General features: G+C 62.1%; 16 protein-coding genes. 10 read left to right on the top strand and 6 right to left on the bottom strand.

Translation table 11 applies throughout. The annotated features are described in order from the left end of the window. Positions 1–36: 36 nt before the first annotated feature. The 4 genes from BM193_RS03755 to tssF are packed head-to-tail and all read right to left on the bottom strand — an operon-like array spanning position 37 to position 7925. Entirely contained in the window at positions 37–2286 is a 2250-nt protein-coding gene (locus BM193_RS03755; protein WP_092795491.1) for a T6SS effector phospholipase Tle3 domain-containing protein, read from the bottom strand. A 24-nt stretch (positions 2287–2310) separates the two neighbouring features. After that, positions 2311–5055 (bottom strand): type VI secretion system Vgr family protein, encoded by a 2745-nt coding sequence (locus tag BM193_RS03760; protein WP_092832219.1) that lies wholly within the window; start codon positions 5053–5055, stop codon positions 2311–2313. Between the two features lie 48 nt (positions 5056–5103). Beyond that, entirely contained in the window at positions 5104–6129 is a 1026-nt protein-coding gene (gene tssG / locus BM193_RS03765; protein WP_175533137.1) for a type VI secretion system baseplate subunit TssG, read from the bottom strand. Further along, positions 6093–7925, bottom strand: a complete 1833-nt coding sequence (tssF, locus tag BM193_RS03770) for a type VI secretion system baseplate subunit TssF (RefSeq protein ID WP_092797022.1) — start codon at positions 7923–7925, stop codon at positions 6093–6095. Before tssF ends, tssG begins: the two co-directional genes overlap by 37 nt. A 294-nt stretch (positions 7926–8219) precedes the next feature. Here tssF and BM193_RS03775 point away from each other — a divergent pair, with 294 nt between their 5' ends. The 8 genes from BM193_RS03775 (at position 8220) to BM193_RS03800 (ending at position 20430) form a co-directional block, all read left to right on the top strand. Next, a complete protein-coding gene (locus BM193_RS03775; RefSeq protein WP_092795496.1) occupies positions 8220–10460 on the top strand; it encodes a serine/threonine-protein kinase in 2241 nt (746 codons plus the stop codon). Continuing rightward, complete coding sequence (locus tag BM193_RS03780; protein WP_092795498.1) at positions 10457–11026, top strand: hypothetical protein; 570 nt, start codon at positions 10457–10459, stop codon at positions 11024–11026. The genes BM193_RS03775 and BM193_RS03780 overlap by 4 nt, the downstream gene beginning before the upstream one ends. Beyond that, positions 11013–11201, top strand: coding sequence for a hypothetical protein (locus BM193_RS28180; protein ID WP_139176006.1), 189 nt, complete (start codon positions 11013–11015; stop codon positions 11199–11201). The genes BM193_RS03780 and BM193_RS28180 overlap by 14 nt, the downstream gene beginning before the upstream one ends. A 1256-nt stretch (positions 11202–12457) precedes the next feature. Beyond that, the gene (locus BM193_RS28680; protein WP_175533138.1) at positions 12458–12598 is read left to right on the top strand and encodes a hypothetical protein; all 141 of its coding nucleotides are present in this window, start codon (positions 12458–12460) and stop codon (positions 12596–12598) included. A gap of 110 nt (positions 12599–12708) precedes the next feature. Next, positions 12709–14016, top strand: a complete 1308-nt coding sequence (locus BM193_RS03785; RefSeq protein WP_092795502.1) for an HlyD family secretion protein — start codon at positions 12709–12711, stop codon at positions 14014–14016. Between the two features lie 27 nt (positions 14017–14043). Next, positions 14044–16179 (top strand): peptidase domain-containing ABC transporter, encoded by a 2136-nt coding sequence (locus tag BM193_RS03790; protein ID WP_092795504.1) that lies wholly within the window; start codon positions 14044–14046, stop codon positions 16177–16179. A gap of 520 nt (positions 16180–16699) precedes the next feature. Continuing rightward, positions 16700–19402: a DNA mismatch repair protein MutS gene (mutS, locus tag BM193_RS03795; protein ID WP_092795506.1), complete on the top strand. Its 2703-nt coding sequence runs from the start codon at positions 16700–16702 to the stop codon at positions 19400–19402. Further along, positions 19399–20430 carry a hypothetical protein gene (locus BM193_RS03800; protein WP_092795508.1) on the top strand — a complete coding sequence of 344 codons (1032 nt, stop codon included), beginning with the start codon at positions 19399–19401 and terminating at the stop codon, positions 20428–20430. The genes mutS and BM193_RS03800 overlap by 4 nt, the downstream gene beginning before the upstream one ends. Positions 20431–20614: 184 nt before the next feature. Here the strand turns inward: BM193_RS03800 and BM193_RS03805 are convergent, their stop codons facing one another. Next, positions 20615–21160, bottom strand: a complete 546-nt coding sequence (locus tag BM193_RS03805) for an FKBP-type peptidyl-prolyl cis-trans isomerase (protein WP_034783360.1) — start codon at positions 21158–21160, stop codon at positions 20615–20617. Between the two features lie 93 nt (positions 21161–21253). Between BM193_RS03805 and BM193_RS03810 the strand changes: the two genes are divergently transcribed. Both BM193_RS03810 and BM193_RS03815 read left to right on the top strand, forming a co-directional pair. Further along, entirely contained in the window at positions 21254–22375 is a 1122-nt protein-coding gene (locus BM193_RS03810) for a cupin domain-containing protein (protein WP_092795510.1), read from the top strand. 354 nt (positions 22376–22729) lie between these two features. Then, positions 22730–22984 carry a hypothetical protein gene (locus tag BM193_RS03815; RefSeq protein WP_071650198.1) on the top strand — a complete coding sequence of 85 codons (255 nt, stop codon included), beginning with the start codon at positions 22730–22732 and terminating at the stop codon, positions 22982–22984. Positions 22985–23159: 175 nt separating this feature from the next. Here BM193_RS03815 and bamC read toward each other — a convergent pair whose 3' ends face one another. After that, entirely contained in the window at positions 23160–24353 is a 1194-nt protein-coding gene (bamC, locus tag BM193_RS03820) for an outer membrane protein assembly factor BamC (protein ID WP_092795512.1), read from the bottom strand. Between the last annotated feature and the right edge of the window lie 17 nt (positions 24354–24370).

Here is a 24370-nt window from a genome sequence, read left to right on the forward strand (position 1 = left end):
CATCCTGATATGACTGGAAGAGCAATCAACACAATGTCACCCATGGGCGCGCTCACCAGAGTTTGGTTTGACGTCCGGTGGAGAATTCTCACGCTTGTCTACTATTAAACTCGGCATACTGGCTGGGCCATCGTTGCAGCCAGCCCAATCGGTAATCGTTAATTCGTCGATAGTGGCACTTGCAAAATACTGTTCAAAAGCCTTTGCAGAATCAGTCTCATCCACCCACTCCAACAACCGCCAATCCGCCGCCACCCTCAACCTGCGCAACGGGTCCGGCTTGATGCGGCACACGCCCACCGCCACGTCATACGCGAGCGCCCGCTCTGAGTGCATGGGGTTGGTCAGGATGGTGGAGTGGTCGGTGGCATAGGCGCCGGCCTGGCTGGACATCATTTCCTCTACCCGCGTGCTGCGCCATTGCAGGTATTCGGCATCGGGCGTGGCGTTGGGCATTTCCTGCTGCACTTTTTGACCCTCGGGACTCTTTCCTTCCCGCATGGCCAGGGCGCGTATCACCGCGCGCTGCTCGAATCGCAGGCGCGCCTCGTCATCGGCCGTACCCCTGGCGCTGTCCATGCGTTTGGCTGCGTTTTTCCCCGCCTGCCCCTGCAGGCCGCCGGGCGGAATTTCATGATCGGCAAGGAGATCGTCGCCGGGCGCGCGCTGCTTGCCGGCCTGGCGCGATTCGCCGGGCGGCTCGTAGCCTTCGTCGAATTCCTCGCTGGTCTGGCCAAAGCGCAAGGACTGCGGCTTGAAGGGCGGCAGCAGGTCGGGCGCGCTCAGTTCGATTTTCCAGTCTTTGTGGGGCGAGGCATTGCAGGGGCTGCGGGCCAGACCCGTTGCCACGATAAACAAGGGCGCAAACCCGACCGTCAGGATGGTGGAAAAGGCGCCCTGGCTGGCCTCGACACCGTGCTTGATGGAATACGACGCATATTTCTGCGCCGGAAACCAGAAGTCCTTGCCGCTCGGCGCGGGCTTGCGCCAGTGATCGGTCCAGTAGTGATAGCTGCCCTGCTTGCCCACCTCAAATCCTTGGGCAAACACGCGCTGCACGCAGACGCCTGCGGCCCCGGTGGCAGCCAGTTCGCCGCCATCCTTGCCGTCCTTGGCCAGCGAACCGGACAGGCCGCGCCAGCCGATGCCCTCGATGGCGACGGACGACACCACCACGTCGTGCGGATTGCAATAGATGGTCACCCGGCCATACGATGATTTCTGGCCGCCCCGGGCGGCGCCGGCAATCCCGTATCGCTCACGGTCTTGGGCGGCGGAAAAGCCGTGCTCCAGGTTGGCCATGCAGCGGTCGATTTCCTCGTCCGTCTGCGCCTCGCCCAGGCTGGCGCGCTGGCCGATGATGGCAAAGAAGTTTTTCAGGGTGTCTATGCGCGCCTGCACCGTCACCCTGCCCGTGCTGCCGTCCTCCGCGCGCAGGTTGCCGGCCACCCAGTTCTCGGCGCTATTGCGTTTCGCCAGGCTGTACGGCGAATTGCAAATGACATAGTTGTCGGCCACGCAGGGAAAGCTGTCCTTCACCTTGGGCAGTTTTGCCCCCAGAAAGGCGGCCGCCATCGCCACCATCGTGCCCTGGCTGTGGCACACGATGGTGACGGGCACGTGGGCCTGCTGCTGGCGGATGGATTCGACCAGCTTGGCCAGGCGGTAGGCGGCCAGCACGAAATACGGGCGTGGCGGGCAGCTGTACACTTGTCGTTCCGGGAATGGATTCATGTGCTGAATCTTGTTCCACAAGAATAAATCCTCGCTCAACCCTGCCTTCCACAGGTCGGCCAGCGCGCTGCAGCCATTGGCAAACGGCCCGCCACCCCAGTAATTGTCTTCGTTCAGGTAGATGCCCTTGCCGTATTGCTGCAGCTCCTCGCCGGAAGCCTTGTAGCCCCAGCGAAAACGGATCACGGGAGAAAAAGTGCCGGCATCGCGGATCAAGGTATCGGCCGACATTTCCGGGTTGAGAAAGCCTTCGGCCGTGATTTCGGCGCCATAGCTGACCGGCTTCAGTTCGCCGCCTTCCACGCCACGGTGCTGCATATGATGGCAGGAACGCTTGAAGCGCTCGTTGAGGCCGCTGCACAGTCCTTCTTCGGCCGCCGCGTACCACTCGCCATCGGAATTGACGCCGTGCACGAAGATCACGATGCCGGGCAGCGGCAGTTGCTGCAGCGTGTCGTGGTCGCTGCTCTGGAAATTGGCGTTGCAGGAAAACTGACCGAGGATGTCGATGTCGGGGTCGTCGCACAGCGGCGGGTGGGGATCGAACTGCATGGCGTGCTCTCCAGTGACGAGGGGTCAGGAACGGCGGCGGAAGAAAAAAACCTTCAGCCGCTGCAAGTGGTCGGTCGCCACCTTCGGCCCGCGCCCATCGGCACCGCTGAGGCCCGTCAAGGGACTGTCGCCTTCGCGCTCGATGTGCACTTCCACGCCTTCGACGGGCAAGCCATCGGTGGGACGCAGCAAGCGCGGCACGCGGCCCAGCTCGCCTTCGCCGAAGGTGGGCAGTTCCGCCTTCATGCTGCCCGGGCCGTTCCAGTGGTGGCCATCGGTCTTCACCGTCAGCGCGCCGGGACCGCCCAGTTCCACCGCGCCGCCGGACAGTTTCAGGTAGGCGCCGCCCGCCGTCATGAAGGTGATTTCGTCCTGCGCCATGCCGACCAGGCGCGTGCCGGCCGTCAGGCGGATGTCCTTGGCGGCATCCGCCTGCAGCAAGTCGTGCTGGCTTTGCAGCAGAAACTTGCCGAAGTGGGCCACCTGCACGATGCCATCCTTGTGCGCGAACAGGGAAATGCCCTTGCCCCCGTTGACGTTACAGCGCTGGGCCGCGCTCAGTTGCAAATGCTGCTGGGCCACCAGGTCGATATTCGCGCCCGCGTTGCCGCTGATGGTTTGGGGGGTGCTCAGCGCCACGCCCTCGGGCGCCGTGATGCTGACGGCGGGCTGGTCGGCGGCAATCGCCGCTCCCAGCGCCTTGCTGCCGGCCGCGTCCAGCGCCAGTGCCTGGTGCTGGGCGGCAAACTCGCCCAGGGAGCTAAACAATTCCAGGCACTCATTCATCACGGCGGCATGCTCGTTGCCGTCGAGCTGCTTGCCGTTGGCGCCCAGCTGTTTCCAGGCCGAGATCAGCAGCGAGCGGGCCGTGCGCACGCTACCGCTGGCGTCGCTGCGCAACTCGAAGCCGTCGCCGCGCTGCCGCCCTGCGCCGTCGCTGCGCGGTTCGGTCAGATAGCCGAGGTTCAGTTGCGTGGCCGCCTGGTCGCTGGCCAGCTGCGCGCTGATCTGGGATGGCGTGTCGTCAAAGCACAGCTGGTTGCCGCGCCCGCCCCGCACTTCGCGGCTGCGCATGCCGGACAGATAGCGGTTGCCAGGCAAGGCGCCGCGCGCGCTCAAGCCCGGCGGCGCGCCCACGGCGTTGTACAGTTGGCCAACGATGATGGGCCGGTCCGGGTCGCCGCCGAGAAAGTCGATCAGCACTTCCGTGCCGATGCGCGGCAAGCTCAAGGTGCCGCATTGGCTGCCGCTGCCCGGGCCATTGCCGGTCCAGCTTGACGCTACGCGCACCCAGGCCGAATCGCGCTCCGTACCGGACGCGCCAGAGCCGTTGGCATGCGCATGGTCGGGCGCCCGCGTGGCGCCAAAACGCACCTTGACGCGCCCCAGCGCATCGCAGTGCACTTCTTCGCCAGCGGGCCCGACGACCAGCGCGCTTTGCAGGCGGACGACAGGGAAATGGCTGCGCGGGTCAAAAACAGGCACGATGGCGATGCCGCGCCGCACGCAAGTAAAACGGTTGCGGTAGCGCAAGGCCGGCTGGCCATCGGCGCCTGTCCCTTGTGCCGGGCCGGCATCGCCCTGCCAGCCGCTCTGCGCAAACAGGCGCCCGACCCGCTCATCCAGGCCTGTCGGCAAATTATTGCTGGCCGATACGCTCAAGGCCGTGATGACGAAACTGCGCTCGGCCGCCGGGTGGCTGTCGATATCGGCATGCCCTTCCAGGCTGAACCATTGGCCCGCGCAAAAGTCGCGCACGCAGCCTTCTCCTTGGAAACACTTGCTGTCCATATCGTGACGTGCCATCGCCAGCTGGCCCAGTTGCAGCCATTCATCATTGCTGCCGGCGGCCAGCGGCGGCTCCACGATATAGTCGTCGAGACTGGCGGCCAGGCGATTGCCATTCCCGCCCTGATCTGCGCCGCCGTGAGACTGCGTGACCATGAACTGCGGACTGTGCGGGTGGCCGTCGTCCCAGCTGTAGCGTTCGGACTTTCCCGCTTGCAAGCGGCGCACTGCGCTCCAGGCCGTCACGGCATCCCTTTCCTCGGTGGCGTCATCGCGGTGATAGCGCACCGTGCCAGCCGCGTTTTGCGCCAGCCGGCTGGCGTCGTCGAACAGCAGCAGGGCATGCACGGGCGTGGTGGTGGCGTTCGGACTGGACGGCGCTACAGCCTGGAAGCACCAGGCGATGCCGCGCCGGCTGAGCAAGCGGCGGATAAAGGCGGCATCGGATTCATTGTGCTGCATCGTGAATTCGCGCACGGGCAAGCTGCGCGCCGCCAGCGCCGCGTCGATGGACAGGTCCAGGCTGGCGGCGAGCACGCTATTGCCCTGCCGCCATTCCTCAAACAAAAGCTGGACGATCTGCAACTCGTGCTTGTCGCGAAACACGCGTGTGTTGACGCGTTTTTCCATCAAGGCCAGGCCGTCGCGCAGCACCAGCTGATACGTGGCCAGGCCGCCGTCGCTCTGCCCCGCGCACGCTTCGGCGACGATGGCGCAGACCCTGCGCAGCTGTCCCTGGTCCGTGACGATCTGCAATTCGGCCGGCACGGCGATGAACTGTTTCAGCGGCAACCGCGCCTCGGTGGCCACGCACAGGATGCGGTACTCGATCCCGCCGCAGATGGCCTCGCTGCCGCTGATGCGCTGCGGCAGCAAGACGTCCTCATTGATGCCTTCCGCGTAGGCGAGACGCAGCCGCAAGGCCCGGTTGCCGGCGTTCAAGGCCTTGTCCACGGCCATCCATTGCGCGAAGTCTTCCATGGTTTTCTTCCTTCCAGCAGTCATCGGGGTACAACATGTATGGCGGTCTCAGGCGGAACCATCGAATCGAATGTCGTAATGCATGTCGTCTCGGTCGCGGGCCGACAGCTTGCCGGCCAGAAAAGCATCCTCCGCCAGGCAGGCGCCCATGCCCAGCACGCAGGTGCGCACGTCTTCCCGGCGCAGCACCAGGCGTATTTCAAAGCTCATGCCGGGCAAGCCGAACAGCGCCAGCATCTGGCGCAGGGCCAGCGCGCCGGGCCGGCCTGGCAAGAAATCCGCGTAGGCGCGGCGCTCCAGCGGCCCCAGCACCAGGCGCACGCGCAGGTCGGCGCGCCGGCAGCGCTCGCCCAGCATGGCGCCTTGTCCCAGCCGCACGTTGGCGCTCGCCAGCAAGGTGCGTTCCTGCGGCGCGCGCCGGATCCAGGCGCCAATAAACCGCTGCAAGCGCACGGGCACGCCGAAATACCCGGCCAGGACCGCCTGCATCACTTCGGCCGCCGCGGGACGATGCCGCAGCACGGCCGCGTAATAGGCCAGCGCATGCGCGGGCAAGCCATCGGCCTGCCGCGCCACCTGGGCAGGCCATGCGCCCGCCAGGGCCAGTTGCAAGGGCAGGAAATCGCCGCCATCGGCATCCTGCTGACATTCGATGCGGTAACGTGCCCAGGCCTGGTAAAACAGGGCCAGCGCGCGGAACGACAGCGTATCGAGCCAATCACGGGGACCGTCATCGCCCGTTTGCCGCTCGTGGCGGGCCAGCGTTTCCGTGTAATGCAGCGGCAAGCTCCCATGCACGCCCAGAAAACCCAGCATCGCTGCCCGCACATGCACCTGCATATCGCCGTTGGCCTGCGGCTCCAGCCACAGTTGTTCGATTTCACCCGGCGCAAACGACAGCGATGCGCTGCCATGCAGGCGCAGGCAATCATCAAACACCTGCTCCCGTGAGATACCCTGCTGCATCAGCCAGGCAGACAGCAGGCGCACTGCCTGAAAGAAACCGGTGCCGGACGGGTCGGCCAGCAGGCGCGCGACTACACCAGTGTCTGGCTTCCATTGCGTGGCAGGCAACACAGCAACTCCTTTCCTGTCTTCTGCGACAAGACGATCAGGCGGGTAAACGAGCCCAGGTGTACATACAGCCCGAGAAAGCGTTCGATCACCTGGGCAAAAGCGTGCAAGCCGCTGCCGACAAAGGCTTCCTCATCGACGGACAGCAGGACGTCGATGCCGAAGACGAGGCTGCCGCCCGCCTCGTCGTGCAGCCAGGTACTGGCGGCGCGCTGGCGCAGTCCCGTCAAGCCCGCGATCTGGCGCGCGGCGCTGGCCGAACCGGGCAAGTTGTACAACTCGAGTATTTGTTTGAGGAGCGGCAAGCCCTGTTCACTGAGCGACTGATGGTTCAGCGACAATTGCGCGATCAGCCGCCAGTGCGACGACGCACCCGCAGGGAAGCGGCACTGCGCGCTGGGCTTGCGCAGCAGGCGCACCGGCAAGGCGCTGGCCACGCCGTCATGGTGCAAATCGCCCGCGGCGTTGCCGAACACCAGGCGGCTCGGCAAATCGCGGTTGCTGCAGGTCAGCATGATGGACACCGTTTGCGTGGCGTCGTGCAGCGGCTGCATGGCGCCGTCGACAAAGGCGATGCGCATGTCGTAACCGGGATTGCTCAACGCCATGTCCTCGTCGCGCCGCGTTACCCAGTAGCGCCCCTGGCGGCCACCCGCCTCGCCGTGGCGCATCGAATAAAATGGGTGGAACGCGTCCAGCGTGCCGCCCTGCGCCGTTTCACCGAGCACCTGCACACTGTCGACGCTGTGGATATCGTAGCAATGCGCCTGCCTGACCGATGGCAGCAACACATGCTCGGCGCTCGCGTGCGTCAGGCGGATGGGGTTGGCCGCCTGGCGGAACAGGTTGACGACGGGCGTGCATCCCGTTAGCAGATGCCTGGCGGACAGAGGCCGCAGGATGCGCGCGATATCCGCATCGGCCTGCACGTCGGCCAGCAGCAGGTGCACCGTGCAGCGCCGGCATGCCGGAGGCAACAGCGGGCGCAGCGCGGCCAGATCCAGGTCGACGAAATTGAATTTATCCGGGAAGGCAAACCATTCGCCCAGCAGGCGGTAGGCGGGATGCGAGGCGGCCATGGCCGGCATCAAGGCATCCTCGGCGGCAAAGCCGGCCGGATGAAAGGGTGGCGCCTCCAGGGCCTGCCAGGCGCCGTCGGCTTCCACATAGGCACAACGCGCACGCAGGAACAGGCTGTCGCGCAAGGCGGCGCAAAAGGAAGACTCGCCATTGAGGAACAGGCGCAGCGCCGGCAGCGGCAGCGTCTCCAGCGTGGACGTAGCGCCCGTCGCTTCGAGCGTGATGCTGATCGCCGCCCCCACGTCCGGCGGCAGGCGCACTGCGGGCGGCGCCGCCACGATGGACTGGAAGCGCACCTCGGACAGGCGCAGCGGTGCCACGGCAACGTCATACGCGGTGGTGAACTTGCAGGCGACGCCCTGATGCTCCGCTGCATGCATGACCGTGCCGCGCGGAATGGTGGCCAGCTCGGTCACCGTGGCAAGGTCGTTATCGATGCGGGCAATGGCGCAGGCAGGAAACGGGCGCAAATAATGGGGAAAATTAACTTCCAGCAACGTTTCGCTGAAGGTGCCAAAGCCATCGGCCAGCCGCTTGGCCGTGCGCGCGTTGAACATGGCAAACGCCTGCAGCATGCGCGCCAGGTGCGGGTCGCCCATTTCGCCACCCAGGATGCCCAGCGCGCCGGCGATGGCCGGATAGCGGCGGGAAAACGCCTGATTATGCGCATGCAAGGTGCCCAGTTCGCGCTCGTAATATTGCAGCAACTCGTCCATGTCCGCTCCCATCACCCGATCCGCACATGCCGATGCAGCCCCATCTGCATTATTGAGGAAGCGGGAAAAGGAAAATTGAGTTTGAACAAGATTGCGCGCATGCGTCAACAAGGCATGTCATGCCAGCGCTGGCACCTCACTTTTGTTCACTCCTTGCCAATATTAATTGACTTATTCCAAACAATCGTTTTAAATCAGGAAGTTACTCAAAATCAATCATCTTGGGCTTTCAAACATCGCATTGACCCTCTCGATGCTGGACGTCCATGCTGATGCACTCTCAAGCCAAGGTATATGGAACTGCTCGACTCCCTGCGTCAGCCCTCGTTGCAAGACGGCACTATCAGTGGTCACTATGAAGTGCGCCGCTTGCTGGGCGAAGGCGGTTTCGGCCATGTATTCGAGGCCTGGGATGCCAAGCTGTGCCGTAGCGTGGCGCTGAAGCGGCTGAAACCGCAAGCGGACGTGCTGCATCCCGAAAAACTCATCAATGAAGCGCGCCTGGCCGCCTCGCTCAAGCATGCCGCCTTCGTGCGCATCTTTGCCATCGAGGGCCAGGGCACGAGCCAGTCCATCATCATGGAACTGGTCGAAGGCCAGACCCTGGGGCAATTCATGCACAGCGGCAAGGCTGACGTGCAGGCCGCGCTCGACATCGCCTACCAGATCGCCGACGCCATGGACGAGGCGCACGCCATGGACCTCGTCCATGGCGATTTGAAACCGTCGAACCTGATGCTGGAGGCGGATGGCAAGGTGCGCATCCTCGACTTCGGCCTGGCGCGCCACATCGACCCGCAAGCGACGCAAACGACCACCCTGTGCGACTTGCAGGGCACCATCGCCTACATGGCGCCCGAGCGCCTGATGGGCCGCCTGCCCGACACGCGCGGCGACGTGTATGCCTTGGGCGCCATGCTGTACGAAATGCTGGCCGGCCAGCGCCACTTCGCCCACCTGAACGGCCTGGCCCTGGCCGCCGCCCATATGCAGGCGACGGAGCCGTGGCCCGACCTGCCGGACTCCGTCCCGCCCGCCATCAACGCCCTCGTGCGCGCGATGACGGCGCACGACCCGGCCGAACGGCCACGCACCATGCGCGACGTGCGCGAGGCGATTGGCGCGCAGCGCGGCGAGCCGCTCCCCCTGGCCACGCCCCTTGCCGACGAGACACCCGCGCAGGAAGAACCGCCCGCCAGCGTCTCCATCCGCCTGCCCCTGCCCCGCAAGCGCACGCTGAAATGGGGCGCGGGCGTGGCCCTGCTGGCCGTCCTGGCGGGATGGCAGCTGCCCAATATCATTCCTGCCGTCAAATCGTTCGTCACGGGTGAAAAGGCTCCCGCGCCGTATTCGGAAATGGCCAGCATGGCGGCGGGGATGGAGGCGTTGCGGGTGTTTGATCGCGACTCCAGTCAGGAACAAGCAATCGCCCACTTCAGCACAGTACTTAAACACAATCCTGCCAACGCCGCCGCCTCGGCGGGCCTGTCGCTGGCCTCTAGCCTGCGTTACATCGGCAATGGCCGCGATGATACTTGGCTGCAGCGGGCGGACGCTGGCGCACAACAGGCGCTTGCCCTGGACAATCAATTGGCATTGGCCCACGTGGCCCATGCCTGGGTGCTTGAATTTCAAGGCAAGCGGGACGATGCGCTGGAAGCATCTGCCAAGGCCCTGAACCTGGATCCGCAGAACTTATTGGGACTCGTCGGCAAGGCACGCCAGTTGATTCATCTTAAAAAATTTGACCCGGCCAAAACAGTACTCGACGATGCGGCCGCTCTGTACCCCAAAGAGCGGTTGTTCCCGTCGCTGCAGGGAACAATGTTATTTAGGCAAGCAAAATACGCGGGGGCGGAACAGGCGTTTCGCAAAAGCATAGCGCTTGATCCGCGCTCAACCAATGGCTACGCCTATCTGAGTGCAGTCCTCTTGCGCCAAGACCGGAATGACGAAGCCTTGCGCGTCTTACAGCAAGGCTTGCAATTCCAGCCGCACTGGGAACTGTATAACAATCTGGGCGCATCGCTGTTCGCCAAGGCCGACTATCTGGGCGCCGTGCAGGCCTTTGAAAAGGCCGTGTCCTCCAGCAAAGGTAATCCTGGCGCCTATCTCTTATGGGCGAATCTTGCCGATGCTCAACGTTGGATACCTGCACAGGCCGAAGCCTCGCAACGCTCTTACCAACGCGCTACCGAATTGCTTGCCCCAATCCTGGCGCGCATTCCTGACGATGCCACGGTCAACTCTCGTATGGCCTTGTATTCAGCCTATATAGGCGCAAAGAAAGAAGCCGTGGAGAAGGTCGGCAAAGCCCTCGCCAACTCAGCAAGCCAGCCCGACATTCAATTCCGGGCAGCCTTGACCCATGAGCTGATCGGCAACCGTGATGCAGCCATGATGGCGCTACTGGAGGCCGCCAAGCTCGGCTACCCAATCAATCTGATCGAAACAGCACCCGATCTGTTGAACCTAAGGCGAGATGCTCGCTACCAGCAGTTTATTATCAACTTAAAAAGAGATCGTAAAACATGACGCCTGTCAGCCCCTGGATGAAATTATCCGTACACTTTGATGTAGATCAGATCACAAACCAGCTCGACTATAACTTTACCTCATGCGACGGCACGGCGGATCCGCGCCATGGCCCGTACATGGGTGGCGTGCACTTCCAGCAAGGTCAACATGTGTACCTGGACGTCACTTGCTGCGGCTCCGAGAAAAGCGGCTTCACCTCGTTCCAGATCGTCGATTGCTGCATCATCAGCGTGCCGCAACTGACGCAAATCGGCCCGAAAGTACCGACCGTATACTCCCCTCCCTCACCATTCCTGCAAGCCGTGGGGGCCACCTACAGCTTGCCACTGGACTTCGAGGCCAAGGTATTGCTGGGAGAACAGGGAGACCCTGCCCAGCCGCCACTGCGCCGCATCCTCCAGGCGTGGAAACATAACCTCGACGTAGGCTATGCAACGGGACGCTGGGAATTATCTTTCGTCATGACAGTGCGAATTATGCGCGGCGAAGGCGTGCAGCCCGAATTGCGCGTCTTTTCCTTCGACCCGGAAAGTTCGGTTGGCGGAACCTATGACTGGAACTAATCCTGCCATGTATGGTGACCTCGCCAGCGACGTGCGCCATGCTCCTGAGCTTCAGGAATTAACTTTCAACATTAAGGTGAATAACATGCAAGAATTGAACTTTGAAGAAATTGAGATAGTATCCGGTGGCAATATGCCTGAAGCCTCGGTGGGTGGCAACTCCGACTGGAACTAAACGAGCGAGCCAGATTACATCTTAAAAGTAGGGAAAAAGAAAGACTGAGATCTTTCTGCCTCCTCTTGCCATCGAAAGAAAACCATCTTGTGATAAATTTAATTTCGCAATCCACCTAAAAAAATGGAGTAACCGACATGCAAGAATTAAACTTTGAAGAAATCGAAGTAGTCTCCGGCGGGAACATGCCAGAATCTTCAGTTGGCGGTTCGTCGGACTGGGGTTGATATTATCCAGCATGCGCGCGACTTGCCATACGCATCATTCCATATGAAAAGCAACTTCATCATTAAGGAAACAACATGCAAGAATTAAACACACACGAAATCGAAGTAGTATCCGGTGGAAACATGCCTGAAAGCTCCGTCGGCGGCGATACAGGCGGCTAAATTTAACTCCATTGATTGCAACTCCACAGAGTCCTCGTTTTACAGATCCTCTTCAGCACCACGAGCAAGGCGTAGTCGCAGGGCGTGCTGCTGCCGACCAGCCGCGTCATCGCCGGGGTGCGCGTCTAGGAGGGACAGGCCGTGCGCGCGGGCGAGGTGCTGTTCGTACTGTCGGGGGAGTGCAGCAGTGCCAATGCGGGGGCGCCCCAGCAGGTTGTTTCGACCCTGCTGAAAAGCCGGCGCGACAGCTATGACGCGCAATTGCAGCAGTCGCGCCAGTTACCTTCCAGGTCTGCGCGCACTTGGCCGCCGTGCATGCAGAAATCGCCACCATGCCGACGGCCTTCCTACCTTGCTGGGCGATGGCGCAGCGGGTGGTGGCATTGCAACAGAGGGGAATCGTGCAGGATGTGATGCAGGAAACCCAGGCCACCGCTTAAAGCTTAGCATACGGCAAGAATTGTCTTACGATGGATTAGGTTTGCAATTTCGCAAGTCTTAATTGTGAGGTGACAGCGATGCAAGAATTAAACATCAACGAAATCGAGGAAGTCTCGGGCGGCTTGTTGCCGGAAGCGTCGATAGGTGGCCACACCGATACGTAAACCGTACGGGCACAGAAAGACCCGGCCATACATCCTGTTGGTGCGACTTGTTCATCTTAATCTTGAAAACTGAGGTAAATACCATGCAAGAATTAAACGTCAACGAAATCGAAGTAGTATCCGGTGGAAATATGCCTGAAGGCTCAGTTGGCGGTTCGTTGGACTGGAGTTGATATTATCTACGGCACGGGCGCTGGGAAGCGCCTCTATTGCACCGGCGCCTGCCATAATAAATCTATGCTTTTTTAACAATTGCTTTACGATGTTGTTGTTGCAAAAATACGTAAATTCTTATGACATCACCAAGGAGCAGAGCATGCAAGAATTAAACACGAACGAAATCGACGCTGTGGCAGGTGGCCTGCTGCCGGAAAGCTCTGTTGGCGGCGATACCAACTGGTAAGGCTGAGGCCCAAGCCATACCCTTGCAAATAACTGCGCTGGCGAACCACGAGCCTGTCAATACCACGGCTGTCGTCCTTACAGCCCTCATTCCCTGAAAAGTCCATCATCTTGCGTGACCAATCCAGCGATCCGACTGCCGCCACCAGCCCCGCCCCGCCCATCCAGCCACTGTTCCGCCAGCAAGCCATCGAGCATCTGAGCAACAAGCAATACGGCACGGTGCTGCTGGCGCGGCCCGTCAGCCATCTGTTCCTGACCTGCCTGTTCCTGGGCATCGCGCTGGCCATCGTCGCTTTCTTCATCTTCTTCAGCACCACGCGCAAGGCGCAATCGCAGGGCGTGCTGCTGCCGACCAGCGGCGTGATTCGCGTCATGCCGGGGCAGTCTGGCGTCATTACCGAAGCGCGCGTGAAGGAAGGCCAGAGCGTGCGGGCGGGCGAGGTACTGTTCGTGCTGTCGGGCGAGCGCAGCAGCGCCAATGCCGGAGCGCCCCAGCAAGTCGTTTCGGACTTATTGAAAAGCCGGCGCGACAGCTATGACGCGGAATTGCAGCAGTCGCGCCTGCAATCGCGCCAGCGCATGGCGGCCGGCCAACGCCGCGCCAGGGACCTGGCGGCCGAGATCGCCCGCATGGACGACCAGATCGTGCTGCAGCAGCGCCGCATCACCCTGGCCGAGCAGTCCTATAAACGCTATAGCGATCTGCACGCCACCAATTACATTTCATCCGCACAATTGCAGGATAAGCAGGCCGAACTGCTGGACCAGCACCAGCGCCTGGGGGAGTTGCAGCGCATCAAGTCGGCCAACCAGCGCGACCTGGCCACCACGGAAGCGGACGTGCGCGACTTGCAGGTGCAGGCGCAGCGCGATACGCAAGACTTGCAGCGCAACGCAACGGAGATCGAGCAGGAACTCACCGAAAACGAAGCGCGCCGCGAAATTCTCGTGCGCGCGGCGCAGGATGGCATGGTCACGGCCATCACCACCGAACTGGGCCAGACCGTGGCGGCCAACAGCGTACTGGCCTCCGTGCTGCCGCAAGGCGCCCAGCTGGAGGCGGAAATCTATGCGCCGTCGCGCTCGGTCGGCTTCATCCAGCCGGGCATGACGGTGCTGCTGCGCTACCAGGCGTATCCGTACCAGAAATTCGGCCAGTATCCGGCGCTGGTGCGCGAAGTGGCCAGCACCTCGCTGCGGCCCGAAGAGCTGGCGGTGCCGGGCGCCGTCAGCGGCACGAATGGCGAACCCTTGTACCGCATCCGTTTGACCTTGCAGCGCCAAAGCGTGCAGGCGTATGGCGAAACGCTGCCGTTGAAGTCGGGCATGCTGGTCGACGCCAGCGTGCTGCTGGAACAGCGGCGCCTGTATGAATGGGTGCTCGAACCGCTGTTCAGCATTTCCGGGCGCTTGTAAGCCCCATATTGATCTTCCACAATACTCATGCACCTTCCTGATCTTGCCCACCTGTCCTTCTGGCGCAGCCAGCGCCTGCCCGTCCTGCTGCAAACGGAAGCGGCCGAATGCGGCCTGGCCTGCCTGTCGATGGTGGCCAGCTACTGGGGCCACCAGACCGATATTTCCAGCATGCGCCGGCGTTTTTCCGTCTCCCTCAAGGGCGTGACTTTAAAAGGGCTGATGGCGATGGCGCAGGGGCTGGCGCTGCATACGCGGCCATTAAAGCTCGACATGCAGCATCTGCCCGAGCTGAAGCTGCCCGCCATCCTGCACTGGGACTTGAACCATTTCGTCGTGCTCAAGTCCGTCTCCGGCAGCCATGTGGTGATCCACGACCCGGCCGTGGGCGAGCGCCGCCTGGCGCTGGCGGAAGTGGCGAAACACTTTACGGGCGTGGCGCTGGAGCTGACGCCCACCGCCGAGTTCAAGAAGGCCGAAGAAAAGCAGCAGTTTTCCCTGCTGTCGCTGATGGGACGCGTGGTGGGCCTGAAGCGCGGCCTGCTGCAATTGCTGGTGCTGGGCCTGGCCCTGCAGGTATGCGCGCTGGTGGCGCCGTTCTACATGCAGTGGCTGGTCGACGAGGCGCTGCTGGCCGCCGACCGCGACCTGATCACCGTGCTCGGTTGCGGCTTCTTGCTGCTGGTGCTGGTGCAGACGGCCATCGGCGCCGTGCGTTCCTGGATCACCACCGTGCTGGCCACGAATTTGAACTTGCAATGGCTGGGCAATGCCTTCGCCCACCTTTTAAAGTTGCCGCTGCCGTATTTCGAGAAGCGCCACACGGGTGACATCGTCTCGCGCTTCAACTCCATCCAGACCATGCAGCGCAGCCTGACGACGCAATTCGTCGAAGGCGCCATCGATGGCGTGCTGGTGCTGGCCACCCTGGGCATGATGTTGTTCTACAGCCCGCTGCTGGCGGGCGTGGCCTGCATCGCCGTGCTGCTGTATGTCTTGCTGCGCTGGGCCCTGTTCAAGGCCATGCGCGAAGCGACGGCCGAACAGATCATCCACGCGGCAAAACAGCAGACGCACTTCCTGGAATCGGTGCGCGGCATCCAGAGCATCCGCCTGTTCGGCCGCGCCGCCGAGCGCCGCGCCAGCTGGACCAATGCGCTGGCCGACCAGTTCAACGCCGACCTGCGCATCGCGCGCTTGTCAGTGTCGTACCAGACGGCCAATACTTTTCTGTTCAGCGCCGAACGGGTGATCGTCATCTGGATGGCGGCGCTGGCCGTGCTGGACAACCGTTTTTCGGTGGGCATGCTGTTTGCCTTCATCAGCTACAAGGACCAGTTCAGCCAGCGCATGGCCAGCCTGGTCGACAAACTGTTCGAGCTGCGCATGCTGCGCCTGCATGGCGAGCGCGTCGCCGACATTGTCCTGACGGATGCGGAAGAAAACGGCAGCGACGTCGAGGTGGACATGGACGATATCTCGCCATCGATTGAGATCCGCAACATCACCTTCCGCTATGCCGCCAGCGAACCGAATGTCTTGAGCGGCCTCAATTTGCACATTCCCGCTGGCCAGTGCATCGCCGTCACCGGCCCGTCCGGCTGCGGCAAGACGACGCTCATGAAATTGCTATTGGGCTTGCTGGAACCGACGGAAGGCGAAATCCTCATCGGCGGTATCCAGCTGGGCAGCCTGGGCTTGGCGAACTACCGGCAATTGCTGGGCACGGTCATGCAGGAAGACACCCTGTTTGCCGGCTCCATCGCCGACAACATCAGCTTTTTTGCCCCCTCCCCCAATTACCAGCAGGTGCAGGCTTGCGCGCACCTGGCGGCCGTGCATGGGGAAATCGCCGCCATGCCGATGGCCTTCAACACCCTGGTGGGCGATATCGGCAGCGGCCTGTCCGGCGGCCAAAAACAGCGCATCCTGCTGGCGCGCGCCCTATATAAAAACCCAAAGCTGCTGGTGCTCGACGAAGCGACCAGCCACCTGGACACGCGCAACGAACAGGCCGTGAACGCGGCGATCCGGAAAATCCAGCTCACGCGCGTGATCGTTGCGCATCGCCCGGAAACCATCGCCATGGCGCAAAGGGTGGTGATGCTGCAGCAGGGGAAAATCGTGCAGGATGTGATGCAGGAAACGCAGGCAGCCGCTTAACTCTTGGCATGCAGCAAGAATTGTTTTACGATGGATTAGATTTGCAATTTCGCAAGTCTTATTCGTGAGGTGAAAGCTATGCAAGAATTAAACGGCAGTGAAATCGAGGAAGTCTCTGGCGGGTTGATGCCGGAAAGCTCGGTTGGCGGATCGTCGACTTACGGGTAATATGACCGTTAAGTAAGAGTATGGCAATCGCTTGGGACCAACCACATTCGTCCCCGAGCCTTAATTGACAGTTGTGCCGTAGGATGACCGCCCTGCGGAACACTGAGCTGGCGGAACGTTTAATTGAAGCTAACTCCGCGTTGCCTGCCACTAGCACACATCCAAGCCGCGCCACCTCCACCGGCGCGGCTTTTTCACATCCGCACGCAATACGCCGCCCCGCCCGCCGAAAGCGGTAAAATGACGGCCTTAACCCGAGCTGCGCCCACTGGCGCGGCCTGGCACGCACACAGCACCACCCACAGCCCGGCAGGCATGCGTTTCCTGCCGCCGGACCAACGACAAAGAACACATGACCACCGTCCCAAAAGAAATCAACGCCGCCGCGGCAAAGAAGAATTCCGCTGAAAAGCTCACACCCATGATGCAACAATATATGGGCATCAAGGAAAACCACCCGACGATGTTGGTGTTCTACCGCATGGGCGATTTCTATGAGCTGTTTTTCGAGGATGCGGAAAAAGCGTCGCGCCTGCTGGGCATTACCCTGACGGCGCGCGGCGTGGCCAGTGGCAACCCCATTAAAATGTGCGGCGTGCCGTTCCATTCGCTCGACGGCTACCTGGCCAAGCTGGTCAAGCTGGGCGAGTCGGTCGCCATCTGCGAGCAGATCGGCGACCCTGCCACCAGCAAGGGTCCCGTCGAGCGCAAGGTCATGCGCGTGGTCACGCCCGGCACCCTGACGGATGCGGACTTGCTGCCCGAAAAGGCCGAGCGCCCGCTGCTGGCCATGTGCAGCATCACGCAGCGCAAGACGGTCACCACAGGCCTGGCCTGGCTGTCGCTGGCCAGCGGCGCCTTGAAACTGATGGAGTTTTCCGGCGACAGCGCCACCGTGGCGACGCGCCTGCAGCAGGAACTCGAGCGCATCGTGCCGGCGGAAATCCTCAGCGGCGACAATGGCAGCCTGTTCGACGACTACGCGGGCACGCACATCAACCGCGTGCCGGACTGGCATTTCGACGTGGTCGGTGGCCACAAGGCCCTGCTGGACCAATTGGGCGTGGCGACCCTGACGGGTTTTGGCGCCGATGGCCTCGGCGCCGCGTTCGGCGCGGCCGGCGCCCTGCTGCGCTATGCGCAATCGACGCAGGGCCGCGGCTTGCAGCACGTGCGCTCGCTGACAACGGAAACGGAAAGCGAATTCATCGGCCTGGATGCGGCCACGCGGCGCAACCTGGAGCTGACGGAAACCATCCGCGGCCAGGAATCGCCGACGCTATTTTCCCTGCTGGACCATTGCCGCACCGCCATGGGTTCGCGCATGCTGCGCCACTGGCTGCACCATGCGCGGCGCGACCAGAACGTGGCCCGCGCGCGCCATGAAGCCATCGCCGCGCTGGCGCAAAGCGAGGCGGCCGGTCCGCTCGCCGCCACCCTGGCGCAAGTGCCCGACATCGAACGCATCACCACGCGCATCGCGCTGCTGTCGGCCCGTCCGCGCGACCTGGCCGCCCTGCGCGACGGTTTATTGCAACTGCCGGCCCTGCGCGGCGATGTCGTGCGCTGCTACAGGGGTGAACAATGCGGCCAGGGCGGCGAAAGCGGCTTGCTGGCCGCCATCCACACGGCGCTGGCCACGCCGACGGCCTGCCTGGACTTGCTGGTGCGCGCCGTGGCGCAGGAACCGGCCGCCATGGTGCGCGACGGCGGCGTGTTTGCCACCGGCTTTGACGCGGAACTGGACGAACTGCGGGCCCTGTCGGAAAACGCGGGCCAGTTCCTGCTCGACCTGGAAACGCGCGAACGGGCGCGCACGGGCATCGCCAACCTGCGCGTCGAATACAACAAGGTGCATGGCTTCTATATTGAAGTCACGCACGGCCAGACGGACAAGGTGCCGGACGACTACCGCCGCCGCCAGACTCTGAAAAACGCCGAACGCTACATCACGCCGGAACTCAAAGTGTTCGAAGACAAGGCCCTGTCGGCGCAAGACAAGGCCCTGGTGCGCGAAAAGCTGCTGTACGACCTGCTGCTGGCCGAGCTGGCGCCGCACATCGGCACCTTGCAGACCATCTCGCAGGGCCTGGCCCAGCTCGATACCCTGAATGCGCTGACGGAACACGCGCAGCAGCACAACTGGACCGCGCCGCAACTGGTCGACGAGCCGTGCATCAACATCGTCGAAGGCCGCCACCCGGTGGTGGAAAAACAGATCGAGCGCTTCATCGCCAACGATTGCCGCCTCGTCAACGAACGTCGCCTGCTGCTGATTACCGGCCCGAACATGGGCGGTAAATCGACCTTCATGCGCCAGGTGGCATTGATTACCCTGCTGGCTTACGTGGGCAGCTACGTGCCGGCCGCGTCCGCCACCATCGGCCCCATCGACCGCATCTTCACGCGCATCGGCGCCACCGACGACCTGGCGGGCGGACGCTCGACCTTCATGGTGGAAATGACGGAGTCGGCGGCGATTCTGAACGGCGCCACCGAGCACTCGTTGGTGCTGATGGATGAAGTGGGCCGCGGCACGTCCACCTTCGACGGCCTGGCCCTGGCCTGGGCCATCGCGCGCCATCTGATCGACAGCAGCCGCAGTTTCACCCTGTTCGCCACGCACTATTTTGAGCTGACGCAATTGCCGGACAGCCACCCGAGCGCGGCCAACGTGCATTTGTCCGCCGTCGAGCACAAGGACAGCATCGTCTTCCTGCACGCCGTGCAGGCCGGTCCCGCCTCGCAAAGCTACGGCTTGCAGGTGGCGCAGCTGGCCGGCGTGCCGCAGCCCGTGATCAAGGCGGCACGCAAGCACCTGGCGCGCCTGGAAGCGCAGGCGCTCGACGCCACGCCGCAGCGCGACCTGTTTGCCGCGCCGTCCAGCGATCCGTATGCGCAGGAGGACGAAGAGGAAGCGGCGGCGCCGCTGGCCGCGCTGAACGCGGCGCAGCAAGCCTTGCTCGACGCGATCGCCGACCTCGACCCCGATGCGCTGACACCACGCGATGCGCTGGAACAGCTGTATCAGCTGAAACGGCTGGCTGCCGCATGATGACACGGCGCAGTACCCTGCGCCTGCTGGTGGCCGGCCTGCTGGCCGCCAGCCTGCAGTGCCAGACCGCGCTGGCCGTGCCGAACGACCAGGCCGGCTTCGAATTTGCCGTGCTGGGCCACTCCTTCAAGGCGGGCCCCGATGATGCGCCATTGAAAAAATCGATCGCCGAGACCAGCGCTTTCAATGCTGCCTTTGTCGTGGCGACGGGGATCAAGGCCGCCAGCGAATCGTGCAGCGACAAGCTGTATAGCCAGCGCAAGGATTTGCTGGACGCCAGCGGCCCGCCGCTGATCGTCTCGCTGTCGGCCAGCGACTGGGCGTACTGCCGCAATTCGCGCGGCAGGGTCAACGCCATCGAGCGCCTGAACCGCTTGCGCGACGTGTATTTCGCCGATGACCAGAGCCTGGGCCAGCGCAAGCTGACCTTGTCGCGATTGTCATCGACGGCAAAATTCCGCAGCTATGCGGAAAACTCCCACTGGGAATACGGCGGCGTGCTGTTTGCCACCGTCAACCTGCCCGCCAACAATAACCATTTCTTGCCGGAAGCGGGCCGCAACAGCGAGTTCGAAGACCGCCTGGTGGCCAACCGTTCCTGGCTGCAGCGCCTGTTCGCCATGGCGCAGCGCAAGAAGCTCGACGGCATCGTGCTGTTTTCCGATGGCGACGTGGGCGTGCTGGATGAAGAAGACCATTCGCTGCTGCCCAACTTCAGTTCCAGTTCGAAACAGGATGGCTTTGCCGGGCCGCGCAAGCAGATCCGTACCCTGGCGAAGAAATTCACTGGCAAGGTCTTGCTGGTCGATACAGGAAGAACGGGAGAGGAAGGCAAGGGCAAGAAAGCCGCCGCCGGGAGCGAGGGACCGAAAATCCGCTGGAAAGGCAACCTGGGCCACGTCAGCATCGACAGCGACTGGGCTGCCATCGCCGTACGGCCAGGCAAGACCCCCTTGTTTGAGGTACGTCAACGGGCCGTCAGGCCATCGGCGCAGGCGCGCGCCAAAACGTCCACCGTGCGCCGCTAGCGCATAAGCAAACAGGCCGGCAATAGCCGGCCTGTTTTGATCTGACAGACGTCACGACGCCTGGCAAAACCGTCGCGAGCGGCAGTGATGTGTGGCCGAGCAGCGCAACCGCACCCGGTACAGGCGCCGAGCCGGTGAGCGTCGCCGGCCGCGCCCCGCAGCGCGCAGCAGGTTTGGTCAGGTATTAATGAATCGGGTGGGTACGGAAGTGGTCGCCCTCTTCGCCTTCATCATCTTCATCGCCATGGTCATGGCCATGCGCGCCATGCACGTGGCCATGGGCGATTTCTTCGTCGGTGGCTGCGCGCACGTCAGCGACGGTCAGCGAGAAGCGCAGCGCGATGCCGGCCAGTGGATGGTTGCCGTCCAGTACGACTTTGTCGTCGGCGATATCGGTGACGGTGAAGATCATCGCTTCCTCGTCCGGCGAATCGCTTTCCGGCATGCCTTCGAACTGCATGCCCACTTCCAGCGGCTCGGGCAGGCGGTTGCGCGGCTCGACCTTGACCAGGGCGGGATCGTATTCACCGAAAGCATCATCCGGTTCGATCTGGATCGTGTTGGAATAGCCAACTTCCTTGCCGTCGAGCTCTTCTTCGATCTTTGGCAGGGTGTTTTCATAATCACCGTGCAGGTAAACCATCGGCTGGCGGCCATCTTCGATCAGATTGTCTTGCGCGTCTGACAGTTTGTAGTTGACAGTCACGACCGTATTCTTGGCAATCTTCATTATGCTTCCTTTCATTGTATAAGCTGGCAAATTATACCTTCACGCCGCCAACGGCAGGCGCATTCCTGCATTTCCGGTTGTTATAATGGGCGCATGAAAACATTAACTCTCCTCGGCGATATCACGCCAGCGCAATTCCTGCGCGACTATTGGCACAAAAAACCCCTGCTGATCCGCCAGGCCGTGCCCGGTTTCAAGGCCCTGTTCGATTTCAAGGCCCTGGCCGAGCTGGCCAAGCTGGACCACGTTGAATCGCGCCTCGTCAGCCATGCCGATGGCCACTGGAACATGCAGCAAGGTCCATTGACCAGCCTGCCCTCCCCGAAACAGAAGGAATGGACCCTGCTGGTGCAGGGCGCCAACCTGCACAGCGCCAAGGCCGATGAACTGCTGCGCCAGTTCCGCTTCCTGCCGGACGCCCGCCTGGACGACCTGATGGTCAGCTTCGCCACCGACGGCGGCGGCGTGGGCCCGCATTTCGATTCCTATGACGTGTTCCTGCTGCAAGGCCAGGGCAAGCGCCACTGGCGCATCGGCGCGCAGAAGGACCTGAGCCTGATCGACGGCTTGCCGCTGAAAATCCTCAGCAACTTCACGCCGGACGAAGAATTCACGCTGGAACCGGGCGACATGCTGTACCTGCCGCCCCACTATGCGCACGACGGCGTGGCCATCGGCGACTGCCAGACGTATTCGATCGGTTTCCGTTCGCCATCGTTCCAGGAGCTGGGCGAAGCCTTTTTGCAATTCATGGCCGATTCGATCGACTTGCCGGGCATTTACAGCGATCCTGACTTGAAAGCCTCCGCCAAGCCAGCCGAGATTCCCCGTGAAATGCTCAGCACCATCACGGAAGAGCTGAACAAGGTGCGCTTCACGGAAGAAGACGTCACCATTTTCCTGGGCGAACATCTGTCGGAACCAAAACACAATGTGTTCTTTACGCCACTGTCGAAGCCCTTGACGGTGGGCCGTTTCACGGACGCCGCACAGAAGAAGGGTGTTGTGTTGTCGCGCAAGACGCTGATGCTGTATCGTGGCAAGAATGTCTTCATCAATGGCGAGTCGTTTGCCATTGGCAGGGCCGACAAAGCGGCCCTGGAAACCCTGGCCAACGAACGCGCGCTCGACGGCGCCGCCGTGGCCAAGGCGTCCGATGACGTGATGGATGCGTTATATACGTGGTATCAGGATGGCTGGATCGAACTGGCCTGAGTGAGCGTCGCCTGGGCGTAGTGGTATTACGGCAGCAGACATAAGGGCTTCTGCGCTGGCGCAATAAAACATATTATATTTATATCGTTTTGTCGCGCTTTCGCAAAACACTTACACTTGCTTGCAATTTGCCTCGGCAATTATTGCGATATCACAAAATAGTTGCGTTTTTGCCTCTTGCTCCTATTGCGACGCACCAAAAATCGCTATAATATTCGGTTAGGAAGTTTCCGTTGTCTGGCAGGCACCACCTGGTACGAAAAGCCTTCGAAGACGACCTAACGAGCGATAATTACCGGTAATTATTCATCGCAACAATGTTGATTTATTTTTTGAAATAATTAAGGAAAACAAATGAAAAAATCCCTGCTGATCGCCTCCCTGATGGTTGTTGCTCTGGCTGCTTGCAGCAAAAAAGAAGAAGCTCCTGCACCAGCACCAGTAGTTGAAACCCCAGCACCAGCACCAGCAGTTGAAGCTGCTCCAGCTGCTGCTGCTGACGCTGCTGCTTCGGCCGCTACCGACGCTGCTGCTGCTGCTTCGAGCGCTGCTTCGGCCGCTTCGGACGCTGCTGCTGCCGCTTCGGCTGCTGCATCGGCTGCTAAGTAATTTAGCACCCCGCAGGAAAGAAAGCCGGCCTTCGGGCCGGCTTTTTTGCGTCCAGCGCCAGATCCGCAGGATAAGCCGGTGGATGCCGCAGGAATAAAAAAAGGCTGAGCCGGTTTCCCGGGCCAGCCTTTTTTATGATGGGTGACAGCTTTTGATAGCCGCCACTCAGCAAACCTTATTTCAACTGATCGTTCAGCAGACCCAGGATCTTCTCGGCTACTGGCGAGACATCGGGCTGGCCCTCGTTGCTGAGGATGCTGACCAGGCTGCTCGATCCATTGCCGGCCTTGACGAGGACGCGGTAGCGCTGGGCTTCCTTGTCCTTGTCGGAGGACGAGCCCCAGCTGAACAGTTTCGAGAAGAAACCGTCTTTTTTGGTGACATCGGGATCGACGTAACGCACGAAATACGTGCCTTGCGTGCGGTCGCGGTCTTCCACCGTGAAGCCGACACGGTCCAGCGCCAGGCCGACACGGCGCCAGGCGCGGTCAAACCCTTCATCGACTTCGATGGCGCGCGCCGGCGTGGCGGCATCGCCCACCAGCTTGGCGTGCTGCGGCTGCACGATGGCGCTATCGACGGCGGTTTTCGCTTGCGCGTCGTCGCTGGCCGCGCCCAGGCGCGTCATCAGCTTGGCCAGGAATTGCGCTTCCAGGCCAGGATCGTTGGGACGCGCCGTCCAGGTGGTGGTTTCCTTGTCGCGTCCCGTGACAACCTCTTCCACGCCGCGGTGGCTGATGTAGATCTCGGTCGAGCCATCGGCCAGGCGTTCCACGCGGGTACGGAACTTGTCTTTCTCGCCCGTCGAGTACATCGAATCGAAGGCCTTGCCGATGGTGTTGCGAATAAAGTCTTGCGGCAGCTTGGCGCGGTTCTCGTTCCACTCGGTTTCCATGATGCCGGCCGTTGGCTGGTCGATGGCAATGGTGAAACCGGAATCTTCCCAGAACTGTTTCAGCTGCGGCCACAGCACCTCAGGCGACTGCTTGACCACCAGCCAGCGCTGGTTGCCCGCGCGCTCGACCTTGACGCCGCCCGCCGAGACCGGCACCACGCCCACCACGCCATCGGCACCGACGACAACGGGCGTGCCCGCCGTGGCGTTGCGCTGGGCGTTGTAGCCGGACGCCGTGGCCACGCCGTTTTTCGCATCCGGCAGCGAGTAGCGGTTGTCCTGTTGCAATTGCGTCAGGTCAGGCGGCACGTCCAGGGTGCTGGCTTTCTTGACCGACTTGTAGTCGACCTTGTCGCCACCGACCACCGAACTGATCATGCCGCAGCCCGCGAGGCTGGCTGCGACGGCGCCGATGACGATGCCGCGGACGGCGATGGTGGCAGGCGCCGATTGGGTTTTCTTGCAATTAGTCATGTCGTAACTGGATAAGA

Origin of the sequence: Janthinobacterium sp. 344 (assembly GCF_900112025.1) — a bacterium.
Lineage (GTDB): Bacteria > Pseudomonadota > Gammaproteobacteria > Burkholderiales > Burkholderiaceae_D > Janthinobacterium.

Excerpts from the sequence above, each read along its gene's own strand:
- BM193_RS03755 (WP_092795491.1), bottom strand. The coding sequence starts at position 2,286 with ATGCAGTTCGATCCCCACCCGCCGCTGTGCGACGACCCCGACATCGAC.
- BM193_RS03760 (WP_092832219.1), bottom strand. The coding sequence starts at position 5,055 with ATGGAAGACTTCGCGCAATGGATGGCCGTGGACAAGGCCTTGAACGCC.
- tssF (WP_092797022.1), bottom strand. The coding sequence starts at position 7,925 with ATGGACGAGTTGCTGCAATATTACGAGCGCGAACTGGGCACCTTGCAT.
- BM193_RS03775 (WP_092795496.1), top strand. The coding sequence starts at position 8,220 with ATGGAACTGCTCGACTCCCTGCGTCAGCCCTCGTTGCAAGACGGCACT.
- BM193_RS03780 (WP_092795498.1), top strand. The coding sequence starts at position 10,457 with ATGACGCCTGTCAGCCCCTGGATGAAATTATCCGTACACTTTGATGTA.
- BM193_RS28180 (WP_139176006.1), top strand. The coding sequence starts at position 11,013 with ATGACTGGAACTAATCCTGCCATGTATGGTGACCTCGCCAGCGACGTG.
- BM193_RS28680 (WP_175533138.1), top strand. The coding sequence starts at position 12,458 with ATGTTGTTGTTGCAAAAATACGTAAATTCTTATGACATCACCAAGGAG.
- BM193_RS03790 (WP_092795504.1), top strand. The coding sequence starts at position 14,044 with ATGCACCTTCCTGATCTTGCCCACCTGTCCTTCTGGCGCAGCCAGCGC.
- mutS (WP_092795506.1), top strand. The coding sequence starts at position 16,700 with ATGACCACCGTCCCAAAAGAAATCAACGCCGCCGCGGCAAAGAAGAAT.
- BM193_RS03800 (WP_092795508.1), top strand. The coding sequence starts at position 19,399 with ATGATGACACGGCGCAGTACCCTGCGCCTGCTGGTGGCCGGCCTGCTG.
- BM193_RS03805 (WP_034783360.1), bottom strand. The coding sequence starts at position 21,160 with ATGAAGATTGCCAAGAATACGGTCGTGACTGTCAACTACAAACTGTCA.
- BM193_RS03810 (WP_092795510.1), top strand. The coding sequence starts at position 21,254 with ATGAAAACATTAACTCTCCTCGGCGATATCACGCCAGCGCAATTCCTG.
- BM193_RS03815 (WP_071650198.1), top strand. The coding sequence starts at position 22,730 with ATGAAAAAATCCCTGCTGATCGCCTCCCTGATGGTTGTTGCTCTGGCT.
- bamC (WP_092795512.1), bottom strand. The coding sequence starts at position 24,353 with ATGACTAATTGCAAGAAAACCCAATCGGCGCCTGCCACCATCGCCGTC.